This is a genomic window from Marinomonas gallaica, assembly GCF_001639745.1.
Taxonomy (GTDB): Bacteria; Pseudomonadota; Gammaproteobacteria; order Pseudomonadales; family Marinomonadaceae; genus Marinomonas; species Marinomonas gallaica.
On sequence record NZ_LTAX01000001.1, the window covers coordinates 255,824 to 276,648 of the forward strand.

The 20,825-nt window shown below is 44.4% G+C and carries 17 protein-coding genes; 8 read left to right on the plus strand and 9 right to left on the minus strand.

Going from position 1 to position 20,825, the window contains the following annotated elements; translation table 11 throughout:
* The first annotated feature begins 40 nt into the window (after window positions 1–40).
* Window positions 41–802, plus strand: coding sequence for an alpha/beta fold hydrolase (locus AYW76_RS01205; protein WP_067214780.1), 762 nt, complete (start codon window positions 41–43; stop codon window positions 800–802).
* Here AYW76_RS01205 and AYW76_RS01210 read toward each other — a convergent pair.
* Genes AYW76_RS01210 through AYW76_RS01220 form a run of 3 tightly spaced genes read right to left on the minus strand, consistent with a single transcriptional unit; the run spans window position 776 to window position 4,546 of the window.
* The gene (locus AYW76_RS01210; protein ID WP_067214782.1) at window positions 776–1,654 is read right to left on the minus strand and encodes a hypothetical protein; all 879 of its coding nucleotides are present in this window, start codon (window positions 1,652–1,654) and stop codon (window positions 776–778) included. The genes AYW76_RS01205 and AYW76_RS01210 overlap by 27 nt on opposite strands.
* 35 nt (window positions 1,655–1,689) lie before the next feature.
* Window positions 1,690–3,705 (minus strand): TonB-dependent receptor plug domain-containing protein, encoded by a 2,016-nt coding sequence (locus AYW76_RS01215; RefSeq protein WP_067214784.1) that lies wholly within the window; start codon window positions 3,703–3,705, stop codon window positions 1,690–1,692.
* Complete coding sequence (locus tag AYW76_RS01220; RefSeq protein WP_067214787.1) at window positions 3,683–4,546, minus strand: prephenate dehydratase; 864 nt, start codon at window positions 4,544–4,546, stop codon at window positions 3,683–3,685. Before AYW76_RS01220 ends, AYW76_RS01215 begins: the two co-directional genes overlap by 23 nt.
* Window positions 4,547–4,659: 113 nt before the next feature.
* Here AYW76_RS01220 and yidD point away from each other — a divergent pair, with 113 nt between their 5' ends.
* Entirely contained in the window at window positions 4,660–4,923 is a 264-nt protein-coding gene (yidD, locus tag AYW76_RS18890) for a membrane protein insertion efficiency factor YidD (RefSeq protein WP_082866046.1), read from the plus strand.
* Here yidD and AYW76_RS01225 read toward each other — a convergent pair.
* The 4 genes from AYW76_RS01225 to AYW76_RS01240 all read right to left on the minus strand — a co-directional run bounded on the left by AYW76_RS01225 (window position 4,916) and on the right by AYW76_RS01240 (window position 9,033).
* Window positions 4,916–5,557, minus strand: coding sequence for a LuxR C-terminal-related transcriptional regulator (locus tag AYW76_RS01225; protein ID WP_067214789.1), 642 nt, complete (start codon window positions 5,555–5,557; stop codon window positions 4,916–4,918). The two genes, yidD and AYW76_RS01225, sit on opposite strands and share 8 nt — an antisense overlap.
* A gap of 27 nt (window positions 5,558–5,584) precedes the next feature.
* A complete protein-coding gene (gene acs, locus AYW76_RS01230; protein WP_067214792.1) occupies window positions 5,585–7,543 on the minus strand; it encodes an acetate--CoA ligase in 1,959 nt (652 codons plus the stop codon).
* A 98-nt stretch (window positions 7,544–7,641) separates the two neighbouring features.
* Window positions 7,642–8,385: a class I SAM-dependent methyltransferase gene (locus AYW76_RS01235; RefSeq protein ID WP_067034416.1), complete on the minus strand. Its 744-nt coding sequence runs from the start codon at window positions 8,383–8,385 to the stop codon at window positions 7,642–7,644.
* Between the two features lie 36 nt (window positions 8,386–8,421).
* Window positions 8,422–9,033, minus strand: a complete 612-nt coding sequence (locus tag AYW76_RS01240) for an HAD family hydrolase (protein ID WP_067214793.1) — start codon at window positions 9,031–9,033, stop codon at window positions 8,422–8,424.
* 121 nt (window positions 9,034–9,154) lie between these two features.
* Between AYW76_RS01240 and AYW76_RS01245 the strand changes: the two genes are divergently transcribed.
* From AYW76_RS01245 to AYW76_RS01260, 4 genes are read left to right on the plus strand one after another with little or no spacing between them, the layout of a single operon-like run.
* A complete protein-coding gene (locus tag AYW76_RS01245) occupies window positions 9,155–9,733 on the plus strand; it encodes a DUF4402 domain-containing protein (RefSeq protein ID WP_067214795.1) in 579 nt (192 codons plus the stop codon).
* On the plus strand, window positions 9,723–10,208 hold the full coding sequence (locus AYW76_RS01250) for a DUF4402 domain-containing protein (protein ID WP_197467744.1): 486 nt from the start codon (window positions 9,723–9,725) through the stop codon (window positions 10,206–10,208). Before AYW76_RS01245 ends, AYW76_RS01250 begins: the two co-directional genes overlap by 11 nt.
* A 2-nt stretch (window positions 10,209–10,210) precedes the next feature.
* Window positions 10,211–11,059 (plus strand): fimbrial biogenesis chaperone, encoded by an 849-nt coding sequence (locus AYW76_RS01255; protein ID WP_067214801.1) that lies wholly within the window; start codon window positions 10,211–10,213, stop codon window positions 11,057–11,059.
* Between the two features lie 5 nt (window positions 11,060–11,064).
* Window positions 11,065–14,040 carry an SPOR domain-containing protein gene (locus AYW76_RS01260; RefSeq protein ID WP_067214803.1) on the plus strand — a complete coding sequence of 992 codons (2,976 nt, stop codon included), beginning with the start codon at window positions 11,065–11,067 and terminating at the stop codon, window positions 14,038–14,040.
* A gap of 24 nt (window positions 14,041–14,064) precedes the next feature.
* On the opposite strand, the gene AYW76_RS01265 is transcribed toward AYW76_RS01260, so the two are convergent.
* Window positions 14,065–14,784, minus strand: a complete 720-nt coding sequence (locus tag AYW76_RS01265; protein ID WP_067214807.1) for an SPOR domain-containing protein — start codon at window positions 14,782–14,784, stop codon at window positions 14,065–14,067.
* 25 nt (window positions 14,785–14,809) lie between these two features.
* Entirely contained in the window at window positions 14,810–15,262 is a 453-nt protein-coding gene (locus AYW76_RS01270) for a YqaA family protein (RefSeq protein ID WP_231872516.1), read from the minus strand.
* A gap of 234 nt (window positions 15,263–15,496) precedes the next feature.
* On the opposite strand from AYW76_RS01270, the gene AYW76_RS01275 reads away from it, so the two are divergent.
* Both AYW76_RS01275 and glgB read left to right on the plus strand, forming a co-directional pair.
* Window positions 15,497–18,634, plus strand: a complete 3,138-nt coding sequence (locus tag AYW76_RS01275) for a glycoside hydrolase family 15 protein (RefSeq protein WP_067214809.1) — start codon at window positions 15,497–15,499, stop codon at window positions 18,632–18,634.
* 16 nt (window positions 18,635–18,650) lie between these two features.
* Window positions 18,651–20,822, plus strand: coding sequence for a 1,4-alpha-glucan branching protein GlgB (gene glgB / locus AYW76_RS01280; protein ID WP_067214812.1), 2,172 nt, complete (start codon window positions 18,651–18,653; stop codon window positions 20,820–20,822).
* Window positions 20,823–20,825 lie beyond the last annotated feature (3 nt).

The window sequence follows — 20,825 nt, forward strand, 5'->3', positions numbered from 1 at the left end:
TATAGAGCAACGCTCACAGTCACAGCACAGGAAAATATGTATGATCCACGCAATTCAATACGGCCAAAATCTTCCACCATTAGTCGTCTTACATGGACTTTTTGGTAACGCCGATAATTGGCACTCTATTGCGCAAAAGTGGTCTGAGTATTTCACAGTGTATTGCTTAGACCTACCTAATCATGGCCAGTCATCCGCGCTAGATCCTGTCACGTTTCCTGCTATGGCAGATGCTATCAATGAATGGCTCGAACAAGAACAGCTAGATCACATCTATTTATTAGGACATTCACTTGGCGGCAAAGTTGCGATGCAGCTCACCAGTGATCATCCTGAAAAAGTTCGTAAACTCATCGTTGCCGATATTGCTCCCGTGGAGTATCAACCCAGTCACACAAAGATCTTTGAAGGCCTACAGGAAATCAACCACCAGAAGCCCGAGAACCGAAAGCAAGCAGACAAAATTTTATCTGCTTTCGAGACAAATGCAGGCATAAGACAATTTCTTCTTAAAAACCTGAAGCGAACAGACCAAGGACATGCGATTAATCTGGGCTTAGAGGAATTGCACAAAGGCTATAAAACAATTCTTAAAAAACCAGCACTAAACAATGATATTGATACCCCAACATTGTTTATAAAAGGTGAGAATTCATCGTATATTTTGCCAGCTTATCAGGCACAAACCTTACAGCACTTTCCCCACGCAAGTGTAAAAATGATTCCTGAAACGGGGCATTGGCTGCATGCCGAAAAACCGACTGTTTTTGCAAGCTTAGTAAAACGCTTCCTGACAGCCTGACTCTGGGCAGACACCAAATGTATCTATCAAAAATTGATCTGTCGGCAACACTAACCCATACATACGAATCAAGTATGGGTTAAACGCTACTCTTAAAGGAGAAGGGTAGCTTGAAGGCAATAACGTTGCGCTGGCCTTAAACACATCAATATAGGAACTAGTAAGTGCCAATTTATCTTGTGAGGTACTGTAGACTGAGAATAAAGCCCCTGCTCTGACTAGCTGAAGAGAATGAGCCGCTAACGATTTTTTCTTGTGGAAAATCAAACGAATCGCATCTTTAGAAAACTGCGCATCAAATAACATTGAGTCATAGAGAGACAGCACTAAATTCGAGCGCTCAAGCACATTGGTTAATGACTTTAGCTTTTCCTCACGACTGCCTAAAGGAATTGCACTCGTAATAATCTCAAACCTCTTATCCTCTGCGACACCTAATGTCTCGTTAGATACGTTTAATCCCTCACTATAGATAATCCCTAACGGCGCATGATCATCCCAAAAGGTACTCAATATGTCTAAACGAAGAGACATCGGCGCACCGGAAAATATTGCCGTAGATGGCTTACTGCAATGTTGTTTTAGTTGATTATATTCTTCCTCTCCGAGAAACAGAGCAATCAGCACGACACTCTGGTTGACATCGCACACTTGCCGAAAACTGTCTCGGCCAACAGTGATAACTAAGTCGCCATCAACGAGTTGATTATCAGGAGAGAGGAGCGCAGGAACATCAACATCGGTTGAGGCACTCAAAGACAAAGACAACACTCGAGAGACGGTTTCACGTCCATCATGGTATACGTAGGTACTGGCATGAGCCAGTACCTGAAGCATACAACCAATTAACACTATGAAAATCCGTCTCATAATTTCAATTTATGCTCTTAAAAAGATACGTTTGCGAACATAAATACGCTGGTCTTATCTTCCGTTACATTGTTAACACGGATATATGGATTATTATCCAAACGAGTATTTCCTCCTAAACCAGCTGTAAATGTGTTCGATCCTTGAACCATACGATAAGCTAACCATAGACTTAAAAATTCATGATCGTATGATGCGACTTCCTTACCATAAATATAGCGAGAATTTATAGAAATACTATCACTGACCGGTATACTCGCAAAAAGTGTTGTAACAAACGGCGCAACAGTTTCAATAATATCTTCTTCATCCGTTTTAGTGTCTTGATAAGCAATAGTGGCGCGCAGCAATGTTCCTTGGGCGGAACGCCAATCCAACTCTGCCTCTATCCCATCAATCGTAAACGCGTAACTCTCATTAGGTGTTAAAAGCCCGCCATCTTCAATAGCGTCTTCATATTTCTTGTTCGAGCCAGATAGATTCATCAATTTCTCACGATAAGCCGAAATATCATAAGACAATCCTAATGTCGGAATATTGTGATAAAAGCCAACTTCGTATGAGGTGATTTTCTCAGCAGGTATACCTGTTGAATAGGCAGGAATGGAACGAATACCATTAAACACATAAGACCATTTTGCTTTTTGATCGTACAAGTCTGGCACTCGATACGCTTGTGATATATTAGCTCGAATCGAAGACTGCTGTGTCAATTTATACGTAGCCCCCAGCTGAGGTGACGTGTAATCACCTGTCAACTTACTATGCTCGTACATGACACCACCATTAATAATAAGCGGGTCAAAGGCTCGATAACTTAAATTAGTTGAAGCCCTAAACAGCTCCTCTTTGTAATCACCGTCAAAATACGTCTTAGAACTAACACGATCTTGTCGATAAGACAGGGTATTAACTAAGCGGTAATCACTGGTCGGCGTCCAAATACTTTGCACTTCAACATCGTGTCGATTCTCATCTAAATCCGAAACCAAGTGCCCTTTGTAAATTTCATTTGCCGGCAAATCTTGGGCAAACAGCTGATTCAATACCATACCGTAGACATCAATGTCATGATCTTCAATTCGTTCAGAACGGTCATAATAATACTGTGCTCTGAGCGTGTGTTGCGCAGACTGATCGACTTCCCAACTGACTTTAATGTGCTCTCGATCGCGATCTAAGACAGGTCTGGTATTGTCATAACTCACACCAGGTACTTCGTAGAACTCCACATCTGCGGCTAAATTAGCGGCACCGATATCGATGTCGACCTTCTGTTTATTGTCTTCATATAAAAAGAACATATTGCCAGATGTTTGGACATGACCATCATTTCTAGGATCACCATCCCCTTTACGCGCATATCCATCTACTGTGCCTCGGGACGCCGATACTCGGTAACTCCAGTTTCCAGATAAGCCACTATGCTGGGCGTACATCCGGCGATTACCTTGATCATCTGTAGCAAACGCAAGGTCAGAGCCAAGTGTCTCGATTGGGCTGCGCGTGATGATATTGATCACCGCTAAAAAAGAATTACTGCCATAACTTGATGCATTAGGCCCACGATTTACTTCTACTCGCGCAACATCTTCAATACTCAACGCTAAACTAGCCCAATCTACGCGCGCGTAGGCAGAGCTATAAACTGAACGGCCATTGACGAGAACTTGGATACGCCGAAAGCGATCTTTTTCAGTACCATGATAGGCCACCACTTTACGGTAGGAATTCCAGTAAGGCCCTACATAAAACCCTGGCACATAGAACAATAGGTCTTCCACATATTGTACGTTTGATCGGCGAATAAACTCCCCCGACAATACCGATAATGTAGAGGATACCTCTACTCGTGGCTGTTCAACTCGAGCTGGGGTTACTACTGCCGGGATATTGTCCCCTAACAATAAACCTTCTAAACTGGCTAATGAGTTATCTATTGTATCGGCTGATGTCAAACCAGCATAAGTGGCCAGCAAGGTGCCTGTAGCGTATCGGATCATATTATCCTCACTTACGAAACGAGTCAGCATAATACGTCCCTAATATACGTACTTCCTCGGAAAAGAAACGAAGCTCCTCCAATGCAGCCTGCATTGCCGGAGATTGGAAATGTGCTTCTACATCGACATAAAACTGGGTCGCAGTAAACTGACCATCCAGCATATAGCTTTCTAACTTCAGCATATTAATGCCATTCGTTGCGAAGCCACCCATTGCCTTGTAAAGCGCAGAAGGGATATTCCTTACTTTAAATAAAAACGAGGTAATATAACGCTGCTGCTCTTCATAGATTGGCGTTTTTTGCTGTTTCGCAAACACCAAAAAACGTGTGGTATTACCTTCTACATCATTAAAGTGTGATTGTAAGATCGGCAACCCATATAAATCCGCCGCTAACGACGACGAAATCACGGCCAAGCCTTGCTGCTTTGATTCTGCTAAATGCTTCGCAGCACCCGCAGTATCATACATAGCTACTTGCTGAGCCCCTAAGCGACTTATATTGTGGTTACACTGAGCCAATGCTTGAGGGTGACTGCCAACTAATTGGACATCTGCTAACATCATATCTGGTGTGCCGATCAAACAGTGATTCACTGGCTCAAAGTGCTCTTTCACTACATACAATTGTGTTCCTTTCAACTCTCGGTAGATTTCCTCTACTCGACCAGCTGTCGAGTTTTCGACCGGAATCATGGCATAATGTGCATTGCCCTGTTCAACTTTCGCAAGTGCTTGGCTAAAACTGGCACAATGAACCATATCCCAATCAGGAAAACAGTGTTTGCAAGCTAAATGCGAGTAAGCGCCAGGCTCTCCTTGATACGCTACAATTTGGTCTGCATGCAGAGGTGTCGCGGATTGGGTCATGGTTTAAATACCAACTATTGGATATAGAAGATCAAGAACTTTACCAATTTTTTGCTATTTCCAACACTAAAATTGACAGTAAAACCAAACATTTACCTTGATAGAAGGCACCTGTGAAGAAAATCTTTATAAAATTTGTCCGTATCTATCAGTACTTGGTCAGTCCTTTGTTAGGTAATAACTGCCGCTACTACCCTACTTGCTCCGCGTATATGATCGAGGCGATTGAACGTTTTGGTATTCTAAAAGGGACTTGGTTGGGAATAAAAAGATTGGGACGCTGCCACCCTTTCCATGAAGGTGGCATCGATTTAGTTCCAGATAAGAGGTGCAACTCGCATACTTCATGCAAGTCATCACATAAAGACTCTAGTTAAGCTGCAAGTTTAAATCACTGACCACTAGCACCGCTTGAGTACGGTTGTTAATATTAAGTTTTCGGAATATAGCCGTAATATGCGCCTTTACAGTGGCTTCTGAAATATTCAGCTCGTACGCAATCTGCTTATTCAAAAGCCCCTCATGAAGGTAACACAATACTTTGTACTGCTGCGGCGTTAGCTCAGCAACACGACGCTGCATATCCAAATTTGGGGCAGGTTGATTTTCTAATTTATCCGCCATACCAGCCGGCAGCCATGTGTCACCCTCTAAAATAGCGCCAATAGCTTCTAGATAAATACTCGGCTCACTGGTCTTAGGAATATACCCTAACGCACCGGCTTCAATAACTTTCGCAACGACTGGAACCTCATCACTGCCAGATATAACCGCCACAGGGATATCCGGATAGTCGGCACGAATACGTATTAATCCATATAAATCACCACTGCCCGGCATATTGAGATCCAGAAGCAACAAATCCACATCAGGATTTGCTTTTAAGCTACCTAATGTGGATTCAAGGTCATGTGATTCTTGGATCTCTACTTCACCGAGTTGTTCGCGTAGCGCGCCCGTAAGGGCGCTGCGAAATAAGGGGTGGTCATCAGCGATAAGAAGTGAAATCACTAGGTTTCCTTAACAAAGATGTATGGTTTACTTATTTAACCTGTTATCGATCAAATCATCAACCACACTTGGATCCGCTAAGGTACTTGTGTCACCTAATGCGTCATGTTCATTGGCGGCGATCTTACGCAATATGCGCCGCATGATCTTGCCTGAACGCGTTTTCGGTAAACCGGTTGTGGCCCAGTGGACTAAATCAGGTGTAGCAATTGGACCCACTTCTTGGCGTACCATCATCTTCACAGACTTAGTAAGTTCTTCATCTGGCTCAATACCCGAGTTAGGGATAATGTAGACGTAGATACCTTGTCCTTTTAGATCATGAGGATAACCGACAACCGCCGCTTCCGCGACAGAAGGATGTGCCACCAAAGCACTTTCGATCTCAGCCGTACCTAGACGGTGACCCGATACATTTAATACATCGTCCATACGCCCCGTGATCCAATACGCACCGTCTGCGTCACGACGAGCGCCATCACCGGTAAAGTATTTACCTTCAAACGTACTAAAATAAGTCTGTTCAAAACGCTCATGATCGCCATAAACCGTTCGAGATTGACCCGGCCATGAATCAAGAATGACTAAGCCACCTTCGACGTCTTTACCCATTTCGGTAATTAGATTACCTTCAGCATCCACCAAAGCAGGCTGAACGCCATACAAAGGCGCTGTACAAGAGCCTGGTTTCGGATTCTTTTCCGTCACACGTGGCGTCATCATCAGGCCACCGGTCTCGGTTTGCCACCACGTATCTACAATCGGACATTTACCATTGCCGATGTTTTTGTGATACCAAACCCATGCTTCAGGATTAATTGGCTCACCAACACTGCCCAATACTCGTAAAGAATCACGGGAGCTGGTCGCCATAGGTTCATCACCTTTTGCCATCAAAGCGCGAATGGCCGTCGGTGCCGTATAGAGTTGTGTCACCTTGAACTTATCGACAACTCGACCAATTCTCCCAGAATCCGGAAACGTCGGCACACCTTCAAATAAGACACTGGTCACGCCATTAGCAAGTGGCCCGTATACCATGTAACTGTGCCCAGTAATCCAGCCGACATCGGCGGCACACCAATAAATATCATCAGGTTTGATATCAAACACTAATTCGTGCGTAAGAGACGCGTATACAAGATACCCGCCTGTTGTGTGCACCACACCTTTAGGTTTACCAGTAGAACCGGACGTGTACAGAATAAATAACGGATCTTCAGCATTCATTGCCTCTGGTGTCGCGTCAGCGCTTTCTTGGAATGTAAGTTCCGCCCAATCTAAATCACGACCTTCAACCCAATTTACATCCGCTTTGGTATAACGGTAGACAATAACGTTTTCGACAGACGGACAAGCGTTGTTGTCTAAGGCTTTATCCACGTTATTTTTAAGGGGTACAAAGTTACCGGCGCGCTTACCTTGGTCCGCCGTGAGAACAACTTTAACTTTACAGTCGTTTAGACGATCAGCAATTGCAGACGCAGAGAAACCACCAAAGATCACACTATGAATTGCACCAATGCGAGCACATGCAAGCATGGCATAGGCTGCCTGAGGAATCATCGGCATATAAATCGCAACACGATCTCCTTTTTGAACCCCCTGCTTACGTAGAAGGTTCGCAAGGCGCCCTACTTCATCATACAACTCCTGATAAGTAACAACGCTGTCATTACCCTCTAAGTCGCCTTCAACATAAAAAGCCACTTTGTCGGCTTTTTCTGGCAAGTGGCGATCAATACAGTTGTACGCCGCGTTCAGCTCACCGTCTTCAAACCATTTGATACTAACGTTGCCACGCTCGAAACTTGTGTTTTTAACTTTTGTATACGGCGTAGACCAATGTAGGCGCTTACCTTCTTTGCCCCAAAATGTCTCTGGGTCATTAACGGACTCTTGGTAATGCTGTTCAAATTCAGCTGGGCTTACATTTGCGTTGGAGTAGGTGTAATCCATCTGCTCCGTATAAGATGACTGTGACATGACTCGCTCCATTGTTATTTTTAAATAAGGATGCTGAAAACTACTATATAGCTTGGCCTCGGACAGGCTATCCCACTTTAGTCTAAGTCATTGACCGACTACTCCGAGAATGAACCCGCGTACACAAAAAAAGGAAACTTGGCGGGTACTTTTTCCAACGGGTCTTTCCAAACGTATTCAATCGCTTTTTCAGCTTCTTGAATTTGAAAGTCTCCATGTTTTTCGACCATAATTTGTGATGCAGACCATGACCGCATAAAGGCAAACGCTTGCGTCATGGTCCAATGGCACTCCAAGTCAAATGAAGGCGACTCGATTTGTGTAAACGGAAAATCAACCGAAAGATACTGCCCGCGCAATAGCGCTGTTTGTTCAGGCCAGAAAGGCTGTAAAATAGGCAGTAAATGCTCTTTGATCGCTTGATCTAAACCATCCCCAAACTGAATCCAATTGTAACCCCAGATAAATAACTTGCCCCCAGGTTTGAGGACGCGTTTCACTTCTTGCCAAAACGTATTCAAATCAAACCAATGCAAAGCATGGGCCACACAGACAGCATCAAAATAGTGATCTGGAAAGTTAGTTTTTTCCGAAGGTTGTACAGAATAGTTGACCTTACGATGTGGCGTTGCTTTTGCAATTTGAGCTTCTGATATATCGGTCGCTTCTACGTGTTGAAAATAAGCAGCAAGATCAATCGAGGCCTGCCCAGTACCGCAAGCACAATCCCAAACACGCTCGGTTTGTTTGACTTGATGACTTAACCAGTAATACAACTCTGGAGGATAAGTCGGTCTAACTAGAGAGTAGTTAGCCGCCGAAGAGGGATCGAACGTACGCATAAATTTTCCAAATCAATCGGTATACAGAAACAGTATCTACTTAATCACACTATATGTATAAAGGATTTCTTGTGCACATGCGATACCTTTGACCTGCTCCGCCTGAATCCCCTTTGTAATAGCGGCCTCCACATTTATTTGATTATCATCTAAAAACAAAATCTTTTTGGGTTCAACACCTAACTCATTAATAACATGATCAAATACGTTTAAATCCGGCTTCACCAACCCTATTTGATGGGACGCAAAGTAACTATGGAATAAGCCTGCTAACCCCATCTCATCCAACAAACGCCCCCAGTGAGCATCATTGGTATTGGACAGCACCGCACGATGATAGTGAGGCGGTATACTTCGCACCAGTTCAACTGCCCCTTGAAACAACCCTTTGGGCCAATTGATAAAGCTCTCAGTGAAATAATGAGGATCGATGTTAGAGCGCGTTTCCTTCAGCAAACGCTCAACAAATACCGGCAAAGATATCTGACCACTATCAAAGGCTTTCACCGAAGGCGACTTAAGCCACATACCCCAAAGCTCTGACTCACTGCCCGCTTCCACTTGGAAAACTTTAGCAAAATCCTCCTGTGTGCCTAAATCGACCAACACATTGCCAAGGTCAAATAGAATTACTTTTATATCAGCCATTATTTATGAAGATAACCTTATGAAACAAAAATTAATTTGCATTGTATTACTTAAATTAACTAAAGTTTTGAATATTCATGACGAAAAACAGAAATGGTCTAATCTATAAAGGTAATACACCATGAAAAAGATTTTCAAATATCTACCTATAGTTGCTTTACCTGCCATTGGCATGTCATCGGCCTTTGCCCTTGAGCAGGTGAATGGGTCAGCAACCGTTATTGTACAAAACTCCTTTACCCTACAAGAAGACAGCGGCCTTGACTTTGGTACAGTGCGAGCTTCAGCTGACACAACTGGTACAACTGTTGCGACCTTAACGCTTCCAGCTGACGGGTCGGCTTCTTCTGTGGTACAAGGAACAAACGCTACCATCCAAGAGATCACCCCTGGCGCTGCAGCAACTTTCTCAATCAGTGGTGCAGCCCCTTCGACCGCTCTTACTCTAACACTACCGACCTCGACTACCTTGACAACTGGCGGCGGCACAGCATCATTTACCGTTAATAATTTTATTGCTGAAGTAACGAGCGGCCCTAGCAATGGTTCAACCTATGCTGCGTCAAATCTCATAACCGACACGGCTGGAGCTGTAACTTTCAGTGTAGGTGCTGACTTAGTTACTGACGATGGAACACCTTCTGCAGACTACCTAAATGGTACGTATACTGGCACATACCAAGTGTCTGTTGACTACTAATCAATCAAACATGCGCATCGACAAAGCTAGTTTTGCTTTTGTTGCAATCTTGTTTATGGACATGGCGTGGGGCGATATTATTGAAGTATCGTCCCTCGACTTTGGCACCGTTGCAGTTTCTCAAAACTCAACCCCGGGTCAGGTTGATGTGAGCTTTACTGGACTTGTGAATTATACTGGTGGTATTTATGGGATTACACCTCCCAGTAGAGGGGAGTTTTTTCTAAACAACTTCCCACCCAATCAGTCCCTGTTTATCACAAGTTCCAGTATACAGGCGACCACCAATAGCGATAGCACTTCACAGGATCAGTTCACACTTGACAGCATCAATGCACCCTCTGTCATTACAACAGACAGTAGCGGAAACGCCACTCTTTATGTCGGTGGGGTATTAGAAACTTCTGCTGATGGGACGAATAACTATACAAATACTCGCTACACCATCTCCTATCAAATTTCAGTGAACTATTAAAAATGATATATATCAGACCGAAAGTTTTAATTAAGTCAGCACTTTTAGTCACTATAGGACTAATCGTTGCCACTCAAACCTATGCCAGTTTACTCATATCACCTGTTCGAAGTGTATTAAGTGAACGAGATCGCACTCAAGTAATTACTTTAATTAACACTGGAAATGAAACACGAAGCTACCGAGTTGAATGGCGACAATTGATAGCTGTCCCAGAAGGTGGCTATCGGGAATACACTGAGGAGGAAAAAAAGCGTATTGCAGGGCTTGAGAAAATAGTTCGCGTGACCCCGAAGCAAGTAAGTTTACAACCGGGACAACGACAGTCTGTGAAAGTCCTACTTAGAAAGCCAGAAAGTTTGGCTGAAGGTGAATATCGCTCGCACCTAAGTTTTGTTGCACTTCCACTTAATTCAGCTCAAGAAAACAACCAAAGTGAAACATCACTTAAATTGCAGCTGCTGATGAGCTACTCCATGCCCGTCATTTACCGTGTTGGCTCCGTTTTCGTGAACCCACAAATCACTGATATTTCTCTTGTCCATAAAAAACAAACCGGCACCACCAATATCAAAGTGGATCTTTTCCATGATGATTTATTCAGTACTCATGGGCGACTCATTGCTTTTTGGACCCCTAAAAATGGGCAAACCAGACAGGTGGGCCTATTAAATGGATACAACTTTTATCCAGAAACCAAAAATGCGACGACTCAATTCCCGTGGCAAGACTTTAAGCTTGAGCCAGGAACCTTAGAAGTACGTTACGAGGGGCAAAGTGAATTTGCAGGTCTGTTATTAAGTCAAAAAATGCTGACGATTACGCAGCAGATGGTCAATTCCGTTAGGTAATTATTATGCGCAGTCTTTGCTTCGTTTTACTTGCATCTTTGGCTGCGCAGCCTTTATACGCGAATGATGCCTTCGAGCGCTTAAAGGCCAAATATAAAGCCTTACAAGACGGCGAAACAGCGTTACCCAGTTTGACTGATACCGTCATCACAGAGCCTCTGACTACAGACAGCATTACACAAGTCATGCGCCCTGAGGACTTATCCGGCACCATCCCTGCGGGCGAGGAACTGATTTTAGGTGTACAGCTCGGCAAGTTGGTTCTAGGACAGGTCTTTGGCTTTAAAACCGAAAGTGGCGCTAAACTGAGCTTATTCGATATGACACAGGCCTTTGATTTCGCTATCGAAACAGACTTTGACAACGAATCCGCATCAGGTTGGATTCGTAACCCTGCGAATACGTTTAAGCTTTCTCATCTTGAAAACGGTAACTGGTCAGTTATCGAGAATGGACGAGCCTCTACTCTTCATGCTCAACAAGTCAGTTTAGAAGACGATTTCTATATTGAACTCGGCCTTTACGAGCAATGGTTTGATGTGAGTTTTGATGCCGATTACGGTACGTTGACCCTTAAAACTCAGAGTAACCGCCCGCTTCCTATCGAAGAAAAGCTGGCCCGTGAGCAGCGCGCTAAAGATTCGTACCGCACACGAAATGAAGCCCGTGCTCCTCTACAAAAGCACGATTACCAGCCAATTTCTAAGCCATTATTGGATGTTCAGGCATCGGTTAATGCCAGTGAGCACAGCGATACCAGTCATAATATTTCGATACTGGGCTCCAACGATGTGGCGTATTTTAATACGCAATACTACGTTGCCATAAATGATGATAACGAGATTAACTCAGCACGATTATCTGGCCGCCGCTACTCTAATGACGCCGACCTATTGGGGTTTCTAAACGCCACCACAATTGAGTTCGGTGATATCAGAAGCACGCAAATCAACCCTCTTCAGAAAAGTAACACCTACCTTGGTGCTCGTTTTAGCAACACCCCACTCTCCTACAATGGCGGTAACAGCATTAACTTGATTGGAAATATTCAAGCGGGCTGGGATGTGGAGGTATATCGGAATCAACTGCTACTAACCAGCCAGTTTAATGTCACCGACGGCCAATATGAATTTCAAGATTTACCCTTGGTGTTTGGCTACAACGAAATAGAGTTAGTGTTTTATGGCCCTCAGGGCCAAGTAAATCGGGAGAATCGCAGTTACTACGTCAGTTCAACTGGCCAATCTGCCGGAGAATTTGTTTACGACATTTCGTTTGTAGACGAAGGTGAACGCTTATTTGATCAAAACACTCTCAACGATAACGACAAACATGGTTTCAGCACATTGATCCGTGCGGATTATGGCGTGACAGATTGGTGGTCTCTAAGCATTGGCTCGCAGATACATCATGAACAAGGCTTTGAACAATATGACCAGCAATCCTTTGGCAGCGAAATTTCTCTGTTTGGTGAAGCGTTATTGTCTATTGATTCTCTTGAGCAAGATAACGGTGATTATGAGCACCGCTATCAAGTTGACACCAGCGTATGGGATCAATCACTCAGTTTTATTCATAGAGAAAACCAACGCACTAATAGAGACGACGGTGACATCAATTCCTTTGAGTCGCAAGAGTTGAGACTTTCAGGCGCCATCCCAAGCTTGAAACTGTCTTACCAACAATCCATCGAGCAAATTACGCCAGACAATGAAGAAGAATACTTACGGCTCACAAACCAAATCGGTACCAGCATTGGTAGCAGTTACTTTTCTAACCGTTTGACATGGACGGATCGTGACGATGGCGAAACAACTGGTGACTGGCAAGTCCAGCGCTATTTAAACGATTTTTTTTGGCGTTTAGGCAACGATTACACCATTTCACCAGATTTTGATATTCAGTCATTTTTCACTGAGATCAGTGGTGATATGAGCGCCAACACCAGTGGCCGCGTAAGATGGATTTATGATTTAGAGAATGATGCCAGCGAAACGACACTGATTGCTAGCTGGCAACCAAATGAATTCAGTCTTACTTCCAACTTTTCTTATAACGATCGGACTGGTTGGCGCGCCTCTCTACTAGGGCGTGTCGGCATTGGCCTGACCCAAAACAACAGCACCTTTTTCACGCGAATGCCTGTCTCTTCCCAAGGCACACTGTCTACACGAGTCTTTTTAGACAACAACCGTAATGGTCGTTTTGATTTAGGCGATCGTCCTCTGCAAAATGTCGAGGTTGAAACCCTACAGAGCTATCGCAAAGCCACCACCAACTCACAAGGGATAGCAGTGCTAACGGCCTTGCCAAGCTATCAACAAACCGATATCGATATCGATTTGAGACAACTGGACGATCCCTATTTAATTCGTGCAGATCAAGGGGTTTCCATTGCGCCACGCCCAGGCTCTGTGCAAACCCTAGACATTCCAGTAGTGCCCTCCTTGGAGATTGAAGGCTATGTCAAAGAGCTCCAACAGAACGGCAATTTAGCTAACAAAGCCCGCGTCCCTGTATTGCTAAAAGACGCCTCTGGCACTGTTATCAAAGAAGTCACCAGTGAATTTGATGGCTACTTCTTAATCACTGAGATCGTACCAAAAGCCTACACATTAGAGATTGATCCGGTTTACCTACGCAATTTCAAATTCCAACAGGGGACTCAAATCCCGCTTACTGGTGCTGAGTCCGGAATATTGGAAGAGCAGAATCTGATTTTACGCAAGTCATTCGAAGTACACGGCTACAGCGCACAACTGGCGTCCTTCAGCCGCCTTGAATCTTTGCGTGGTTACTGGCGCATACTGACTAAACGCTTGCCTGAAATCACTCAATATCGTTATTTTTATAACCAAACGGCGGCAGGCTATCAGCTGTATGTAGGATTTTCAGAAGACAATCAAGAAGCCAACAGCCTATGTACTCTATTGACAGAGAATGGTGTAGATTGTGCGGTCACAGGCATCACTCGCCGCTAACTTTCAGCTAGCGGCACTTCCATTTTACAACGACAAGAACGGCTCACCTTTATAACGCGTAACCAGACAGTCCTGTTGCATTTGCTTCAGCATGTTACAAAAGTCGACACTGTAGGCTTTCTTAAGAAATGGTCCAACAATAAGCTGATGGTAAGTTTTACCATCAATTTTATGCTGATTAATCAATGGTGCAGTATCAGCAAACTCTTCAGCGTATTTCTGCGTAATCGAACGCCAGCCTTGAATGGCTTGTTTCTCGGATGCGTACGCCGCTAACTGTACGCCGTAGTATGGCACATCCGATTTCGTTTCGGAGCCATCATAAAACTCCGCTGTCACGGCATTACTAGGTGGGGCTTGACGAAACGGTTTCTCATTGCGACTGGAAGTAGAAGCGTTTACCAAAGCCTCTTCTTTGGGAGCATTAATATCCGCTAAAGCAGCGGAAGGCATCACGGGGGCTTGATTCGCTTGTTGAGCAGCTTCTGCTTTCGGGGCCAGTTCTTGTGTTAGACTTTCACTGGATTCAGGAACGGTATCTAACGTTTCCACCAACAGTTTCAAATCTGATTCCAAAGCAAGCACTCGCTGCAGCTGAGGCTTCATGTCTTGCCACTCTTGCTGCTGTTTCTGAAGTGCTTCTTGTAATTCTACATTTGACATGGTGCCAGTTTTTTCAGGTGTCAGTGTACACCCTGCCAACCACACGGCCCCTGTGCATATCACTAATAACTTCAGTCTCATAATTCCCTCCATCACTCGAGACATCTTACGATAACACTAGGGCGTTTGTCCCCCAAATAAGTGCACCATAACGCATGCTTTTTCCAACAACGATCCAAATAAGACTTTTAAACCAATGCAATTTAGCGACACCAGCAGCCAAACATAAGCCATCACCTATGAGCGGCATCCAGCTTAACAGCAAAATCGGCTGTCCATATCGATGAAATATTTTCTGCACTTGCGCCAAACGTGACGCTGAAACAGGAAACCAACGACGATCTTGAAAATGAAGCAAATAGGAGCCCAGCCACCAGTTCGTCATTCCACCCAAGGTGTTGCCTAGCGTCGCAGAACACCATGCATGCCAAGCAAACTCCGGATGCTGATTAACCACACCTAACAACAATAATTCTGAACCCAGAGGCAATAAGGTTGCAGCCAGAAACGACACAAAAAATAAGCTGAGTAGTTCTGGCACAATATCAGTGAAAATCACAGTAATTGGATTATCCTTACGTTAAAGCTGTCATACTCATCGCAACATTAAGAAACGCAGCAGATATCGTCATTATGCTACGAAACATGGTACTAATGAATTCAGCACACATTAAATCTTCATATTCTTACGACAGAATACTAAACATTCGTATCTGTCTTAAGGTTTTACCTATTAAGGCCTTAAACTTGCATAGGCCAATACACGCTCACACTTTGAAAGGGATCTTTTTATATGTCGATTGATATTGCATCTGAGCTCGACTCCCTCTACCAGCACATTGATAAAGTTATATTGTCACGCCAACACCCCGTGACAGGACTGTTTCCGGCTAGCACCAGCATTAATAATCATGGTGATTATACTGACGCATGGGTACGCGACAACGTCTACTCTATTCAAGCTGTCTGGGCGTTATCGTTAGCGTATAAACGAGCGTCCAACCCAGATAACAGAGCTCATGAACTGGAGTATGCGTGCATCAAAATGATGCGCGGCTTACTGTTTGCTATGATGCGTCAATCTCATAAGGTAGAAGTATTCAAAGATACACTCGATCCGAAAGATTCATTACACGCAAAATACGACACTAAAACCGGTTTGGAAGTGGTCGCGGACGATGCATGGGGGCACTTACAAATCGATGCCACCAGCCTATATTTGCTGACGCTGGCACAAATGATTAAGTCAGGCAGCAGTCTAATTTATTCTCGAGACGAGTTTAATTTTATTCAGAATTTGATCTATTACATTTCTCGAACCTACCGTACACCCGACTTTGGTATCTGGGAGCGTGGCAATAAGGTCAATAACGGAAAAGCTGAAATTAACGCCAGTTCGGTAGGCATGGCGAAAGCAGCTCTTGAAGGTCTGGATGGCTTAAATCTTTTTGGTGAACAGGGTCCAGAATGGGCTGTTGTACACTCCTTTGCGGATGCTGTCGCGCGCGCTGAATCAGTCCTAGAATCCTTGCTTCCTAAAGAGTCTCGCTCTAAAGAAGTGGATGGTGCATTACTTAGTATCCTTGGCTTCCCCGCTTTTGCCGTTAACGACGAAAAACTTAAACGCAAAACTCGTCAAGAGATTATCGATAAACTAGGCGGTAATTACGGCTGCAAACGTTTCTTACTAGACGGGCACCAAACGGTTATTGAAGATCATAACCGCATCTATTATGAATACGATGAGCTTATTAACTTTGAACACATTGAGTCTGAGTGGCCATTGTTTTTCACTTATCTGTACATTGACCGTCTCTTTGCTCGAGATTGGGAAAGCGCCAATTATTATCGTTACCGACTAGAAAGTCTGATGGTCGAAAAAGATGGGGAACGCCTGCTGCCTGAACTGTATTACGTCCCTGAAGAACACATACTGGCGGAAAAAGCCAACCCAGGCTCACAACCCCGTGTGCCCAATGACAATATACCTTTAGTTTGGGCCCAGAGTTTGTATCTGGTCGGTCGCATGCTGGATGACGAATTAATTACGACAGAAGATCTGGATCCATTAGGGCTTCATCGTAAACAGCACAGTCGCCAAAACGTAAATATCTCTATGGTCGTGCTGGCCAAAAACAATAAAATCAAACAACAGCTTTTAGACGCAGGCTGTCTATGCCAAACCATCGATGAAATCGCCCCTATTCAGGCCATCAGTTCGGAGCAATTAATCGAGCTATATCAAAATGTCGGCGCCTCAAAGTCATTGGGACTAAGCGGTCGTCCGAATCGTGCGTTAGGCAGCTTGGCCATTGCGCAGCCATTTGTCATTAATAACCAACGATGTTTGTGCCTATCTTGGTTCCAAAATGAAGACCGAGATTACCGTAAAACCGATCCTGCACTATTCGAAGAGCACATTCGCAACGAATTAGCGAGTATCTCCGAATATTGGTATTACCCAGCAAATGCCGTGTTTGCGGTATTAATTGATGAAGCTGTCGCAGAAATGGGCGGCTCCGAAGAACTGTTTGAGTTCATCCGGCGCCTACAAAATCGTGAAGTAAGCGAATTTCGTATCATACCGCAGTCGGCTAAGAATGCCTTTAAATCGGGCAGTCGTCGTGTCATGAATTTTGACGTGCCATATGGCCATGAATTGGGCACGAAGCTCCCTATGTATGAAGCACCGTGGCCTCTGTCCTCAAGCACAGAGAATGAGATCCATGACTACCGAAGCTGGAGTGTAAGCAGTCTTATCCAACATCTACAAGATACTCCAAGCCTTGAAGGCGCTACAGAAATTTTGCTGCAACTTGGACTGCGCGACGCATTACATGAGCAAGTCATCAAAGAAAACGATCAATGTATTAGTATTCGCAGTATTTTAGATTCGGTATACACTAATGCTTTGGTAAATAGAAATTGGTTTTGCGCTCGTCAACTTTACTCGCTGATGCTGAAACCGACAACGGATATGGCCACGCATGCAGCAGAAATCACTGTACGTCAGCGTGTTCTTATCATTGGTTCAAAAGCCGACCAACAAATCAGCATATCAACGCCGTTACACCAAGATGAAGTCTTTAAAGCGTTTGTTGAAAGCTCTGATTCACTGATTGCACAGGTGGTTTACCACGAACTTCTGGCCATCACCGGCACACTTATGAAAATACATCCTGAGTATTTTTCAGGCGTAAGAACGATACGCCTACACAATCTTAGTTTGCTGTGTGCGGATGAAATAGCCGATATTGAGGTAAATGAGCAAACGGATGTCATTGATATCTTGGCACATCAATCACCTATGACGCTTTACAGCACTTTAAAACAAGTGCTCATAGAAAAGCACAAAGAGTTTACTCACGTTGTTGCCAGCGTGGGCTATCAACGCTTAGACACAACAGACGTCAAAGCCAAAGACATTGATTGGTTTGAGTGGCGTACAGGTCAAGGGCTTATCACCAAACTCCCTGAAGCCATGTTGCTACAATTGTGGGACAGCTTGAATCAAACAGATCGTATCGTATTTGGTGATTTGCAAAGCAACACAATTCTTGACAGTAAAAGAACCCTTAACTCCATGACACCAGGCGAAGACACATTCGCCCTGCTGATCGAGTCACTCACCTCAGACATTGCTCCAAGCTGGTATAAAAGCCTGATTTTTGAAGGTCTGTATGCATTTATCCAATTCTGTGAGAAACATCCCAACGGCGAGTTTATTGAAGAAGTGAATTTACCGGTTTTAGTTTCCAAAGCCGCGATGGATCATGTAAAACAGTATAAGAACGCTCACCCTGAAGTGGATAATTTTGACATGGCATTAGACGAATTTGCCCAATTAACACCAAACAGGGTAAATCACTATTTAAGCTGGGCTGTTTCAAAGCTACATAGCCAGCAACGTCACACATCTAAACATTTGTAATAGGTTGGAGAAGTAAATGGATCTTCTGAACGACGTCATCAACGCTCGCTGTTCCGACCCTTTTAAATGTCTTGGTTTAAAACCAAACCAAGACAAAGGATTGACACTAACAGTATGGCGCCCTGATGCGACAAAAGTCGAGGTGCTAGAAATTGATTCTGACAAAATTATTGGCACCATGACAACCGGTCAAAACGGTGGAATATTCCTATTTGACTGGCAAAAAAAACGCACACAAACACACTACCGACTAAGAATCCATTACGGCGACAGCCAGTTTACTATTGTTGATCCGTACCAATTTCCAGAAGCTACTTTCTCTGACCCTGAGAATCACAGTGCAACCCTTTATCACAAAGAAGGGGCGATCATTCGCTCAGCAACGGTTAATAACAAATTAGCGATTCGCGGTACGCGGTTTGCTGTCTACGCGCCCGCCGCACGCTCGGTATCTGTAGTGGGCGACTTTAACAGCTGGGATGGCCGTCTACACCCGATGTCGAGTAATGGCGATGGCGTTTGGCGCTTATTCATACCTGACGTAGTAGAAGGCGCGCGCTACAAATATGAAATTCGCGCCGCCAATGACGATATCCTGCCACACCGCACCGATCCGTTTGCCAAAACCATCGAACAATTCCCTTCTTTTGCCAGTGTTGTCTGTGCACAAAACAGTTACACCTGGCAGGACAAGGATTGGACAGAGCGCCCCATTGTCGATATTTATGAACAGCCTATGAGCATTTATGAAGTGCATTTGGGCTCATGGCGTAAGAAAGCGGACGGCGACGCATTAAGTTATCTCGAACTCAAAGAACAGCTGGTACCGTATATTGTCGATATGGGCTACACCCATGTCGAGCTGTTACCCGTGATGGAGTTTCCGTTTGATGGCTCATGGGGTTATCAGCCTATTGGCTTATTCGCCCCCACATCACGCTACGGCACCGCCGATGAATTCCGAGAGTTGGTAGACGCTTTTCACCAAGCGGGAATCGGCGTCATTATGGATTGGGTACCGGCCCACTTCCCTACAGACAGCCACGGCTTAGCCAGCTTCGATGGCAGTAAACAATACGAGTATCCGGACCCTAAAAAAGGCTGGCATACTGAGTGGAATTCATTGATTTATGATTTTGGCAAAGATCATGTGGTCGATTATTTGATCAGTAACGCTAACTACTGGTTAGATGAATTTCATATCGATGGCCTACGTGTTGATGCCGTTGCCTCGATGCTCTACCTAAACTATTCGCGCAAAGAAGGCGAGTGGATTCCTAATGTCGATGGCGGCAATCATAACTATGAAGCCATTAACTTCCTACGTAGACTTAACGAAACCATCTACTTAAATCACCCACGCTGCTTTACCGCGGCGGAAGAATCGACGGCGTTCCCAGGCGTATCCAAGCCCACTTATATGGATGGTTTAGGATTTGGCTTTAAGTGGAACATGGGCTGGATGAACGACTCTCTCAGCTATATCAGCAAGGATCCAATCTATCGCCAACATCATCAAGGGGATTTAACCTTCTCGATGGTTTATGCCTACGATGAGCAATTTATTTTGCCGCTCTCTCACGATGAAGTCGTACACGGCAAAGGCTCCATGATTACCAAAATGCCAGGGGATGCATGGCAAAAATTCGCCAATCTGCGTGCGTTTACCAGCTACATGTATTTCCATCCTGGCAAAAAACTTAACTTCATGGGCAATGAGCTTGCACAAGGCCAAGAATGGAGCCATGAGCGTTCTTTGGACTGGCATTTGTTGGATGTGGATTATCACCAAGGTCAACAACAAGTCACTAAGGCTTTGAATCATTTATACCAAACAGAAGCCGCGCTTCAGCTTGATCATTTGCCTTCAGGGTTTGAGTGGATCAGTTTAGATGACAGCACTAATTCAACACTGGCCTTTGTGCGACGAGAAAAAGAGTCGGCTGAACACATATTGGTACTAGTGAATTTTACTCCGACCCCACACGGAAACTACCGTATCGGCACGCCACAGGCAGGTCGTTATGAATTGATCTTTAACTCAGATGAAACGCGTTTTTCTGGTAGCGGCTACCCTGTCAAAACATCGTACAAAACGACAAATCAAGCCAGCCACGGCAAAGAGCAAAGCATCGAAGTGAAATTACCACCGTTAAGCACCATTGCATTCAAATGGCACGCTAAATAACGC

Coding starts and splice junctions, on each gene's coding strand:
- AYW76_RS01260 (WP_067214803.1), top strand. CDS start 11,065: ATGCGCAGTCTTTGCTTCGTTTTACTTGCATCTTTGGCTGCGCAGCCT.
- AYW76_RS01215 (WP_067214784.1), bottom strand. CDS start 3,705: ATGCTGACTCGTTTCGTAAGTGAGGATAATATGATCCGATACGCTACA.
- AYW76_RS01265 (WP_067214807.1), bottom strand. CDS start 14,784: ATGAGACTGAAGTTATTAGTGATATGCACAGGGGCCGTGTGGTTGGCA.
- acs (WP_067214792.1), bottom strand. CDS start 7,543: ATGTCACAGTCATCTTATACGGAGCAGATGGATTACACCTACTCCAAC.
- AYW76_RS01235 (WP_067034416.1), bottom strand. CDS start 8,385: ATGCGTACGTTCGATCCCTCTTCGGCGGCTAACTACTCTCTAGTTAGA.
- AYW76_RS01255 (WP_067214801.1), top strand. CDS start 10,211: ATGATATATATCAGACCGAAAGTTTTAATTAAGTCAGCACTTTTAGTC.
- glgB (WP_067214812.1), top strand. CDS start 18,651: ATGGATCTTCTGAACGACGTCATCAACGCTCGCTGTTCCGACCCTTTT.
- AYW76_RS01240 (WP_067214793.1), bottom strand. CDS start 9,033: ATGGCTGATATAAAAGTAATTCTATTTGACCTTGGCAATGTGTTGGTC.
- AYW76_RS01275 (WP_067214809.1), top strand. CDS start 15,497: ATGTCGATTGATATTGCATCTGAGCTCGACTCCCTCTACCAGCACATT.
- AYW76_RS01205 (WP_067214780.1), top strand. CDS start 41: ATGATCCACGCAATTCAATACGGCCAAAATCTTCCACCATTAGTCGTC.
- AYW76_RS01245 (WP_067214795.1), top strand. CDS start 9,155: ATGAAAAAGATTTTCAAATATCTACCTATAGTTGCTTTACCTGCCATT.
- AYW76_RS01220 (WP_067214787.1), bottom strand. CDS start 4,546: ATGACCCAATCCGCGACACCTCTGCATGCAGACCAAATTGTAGCGTAT.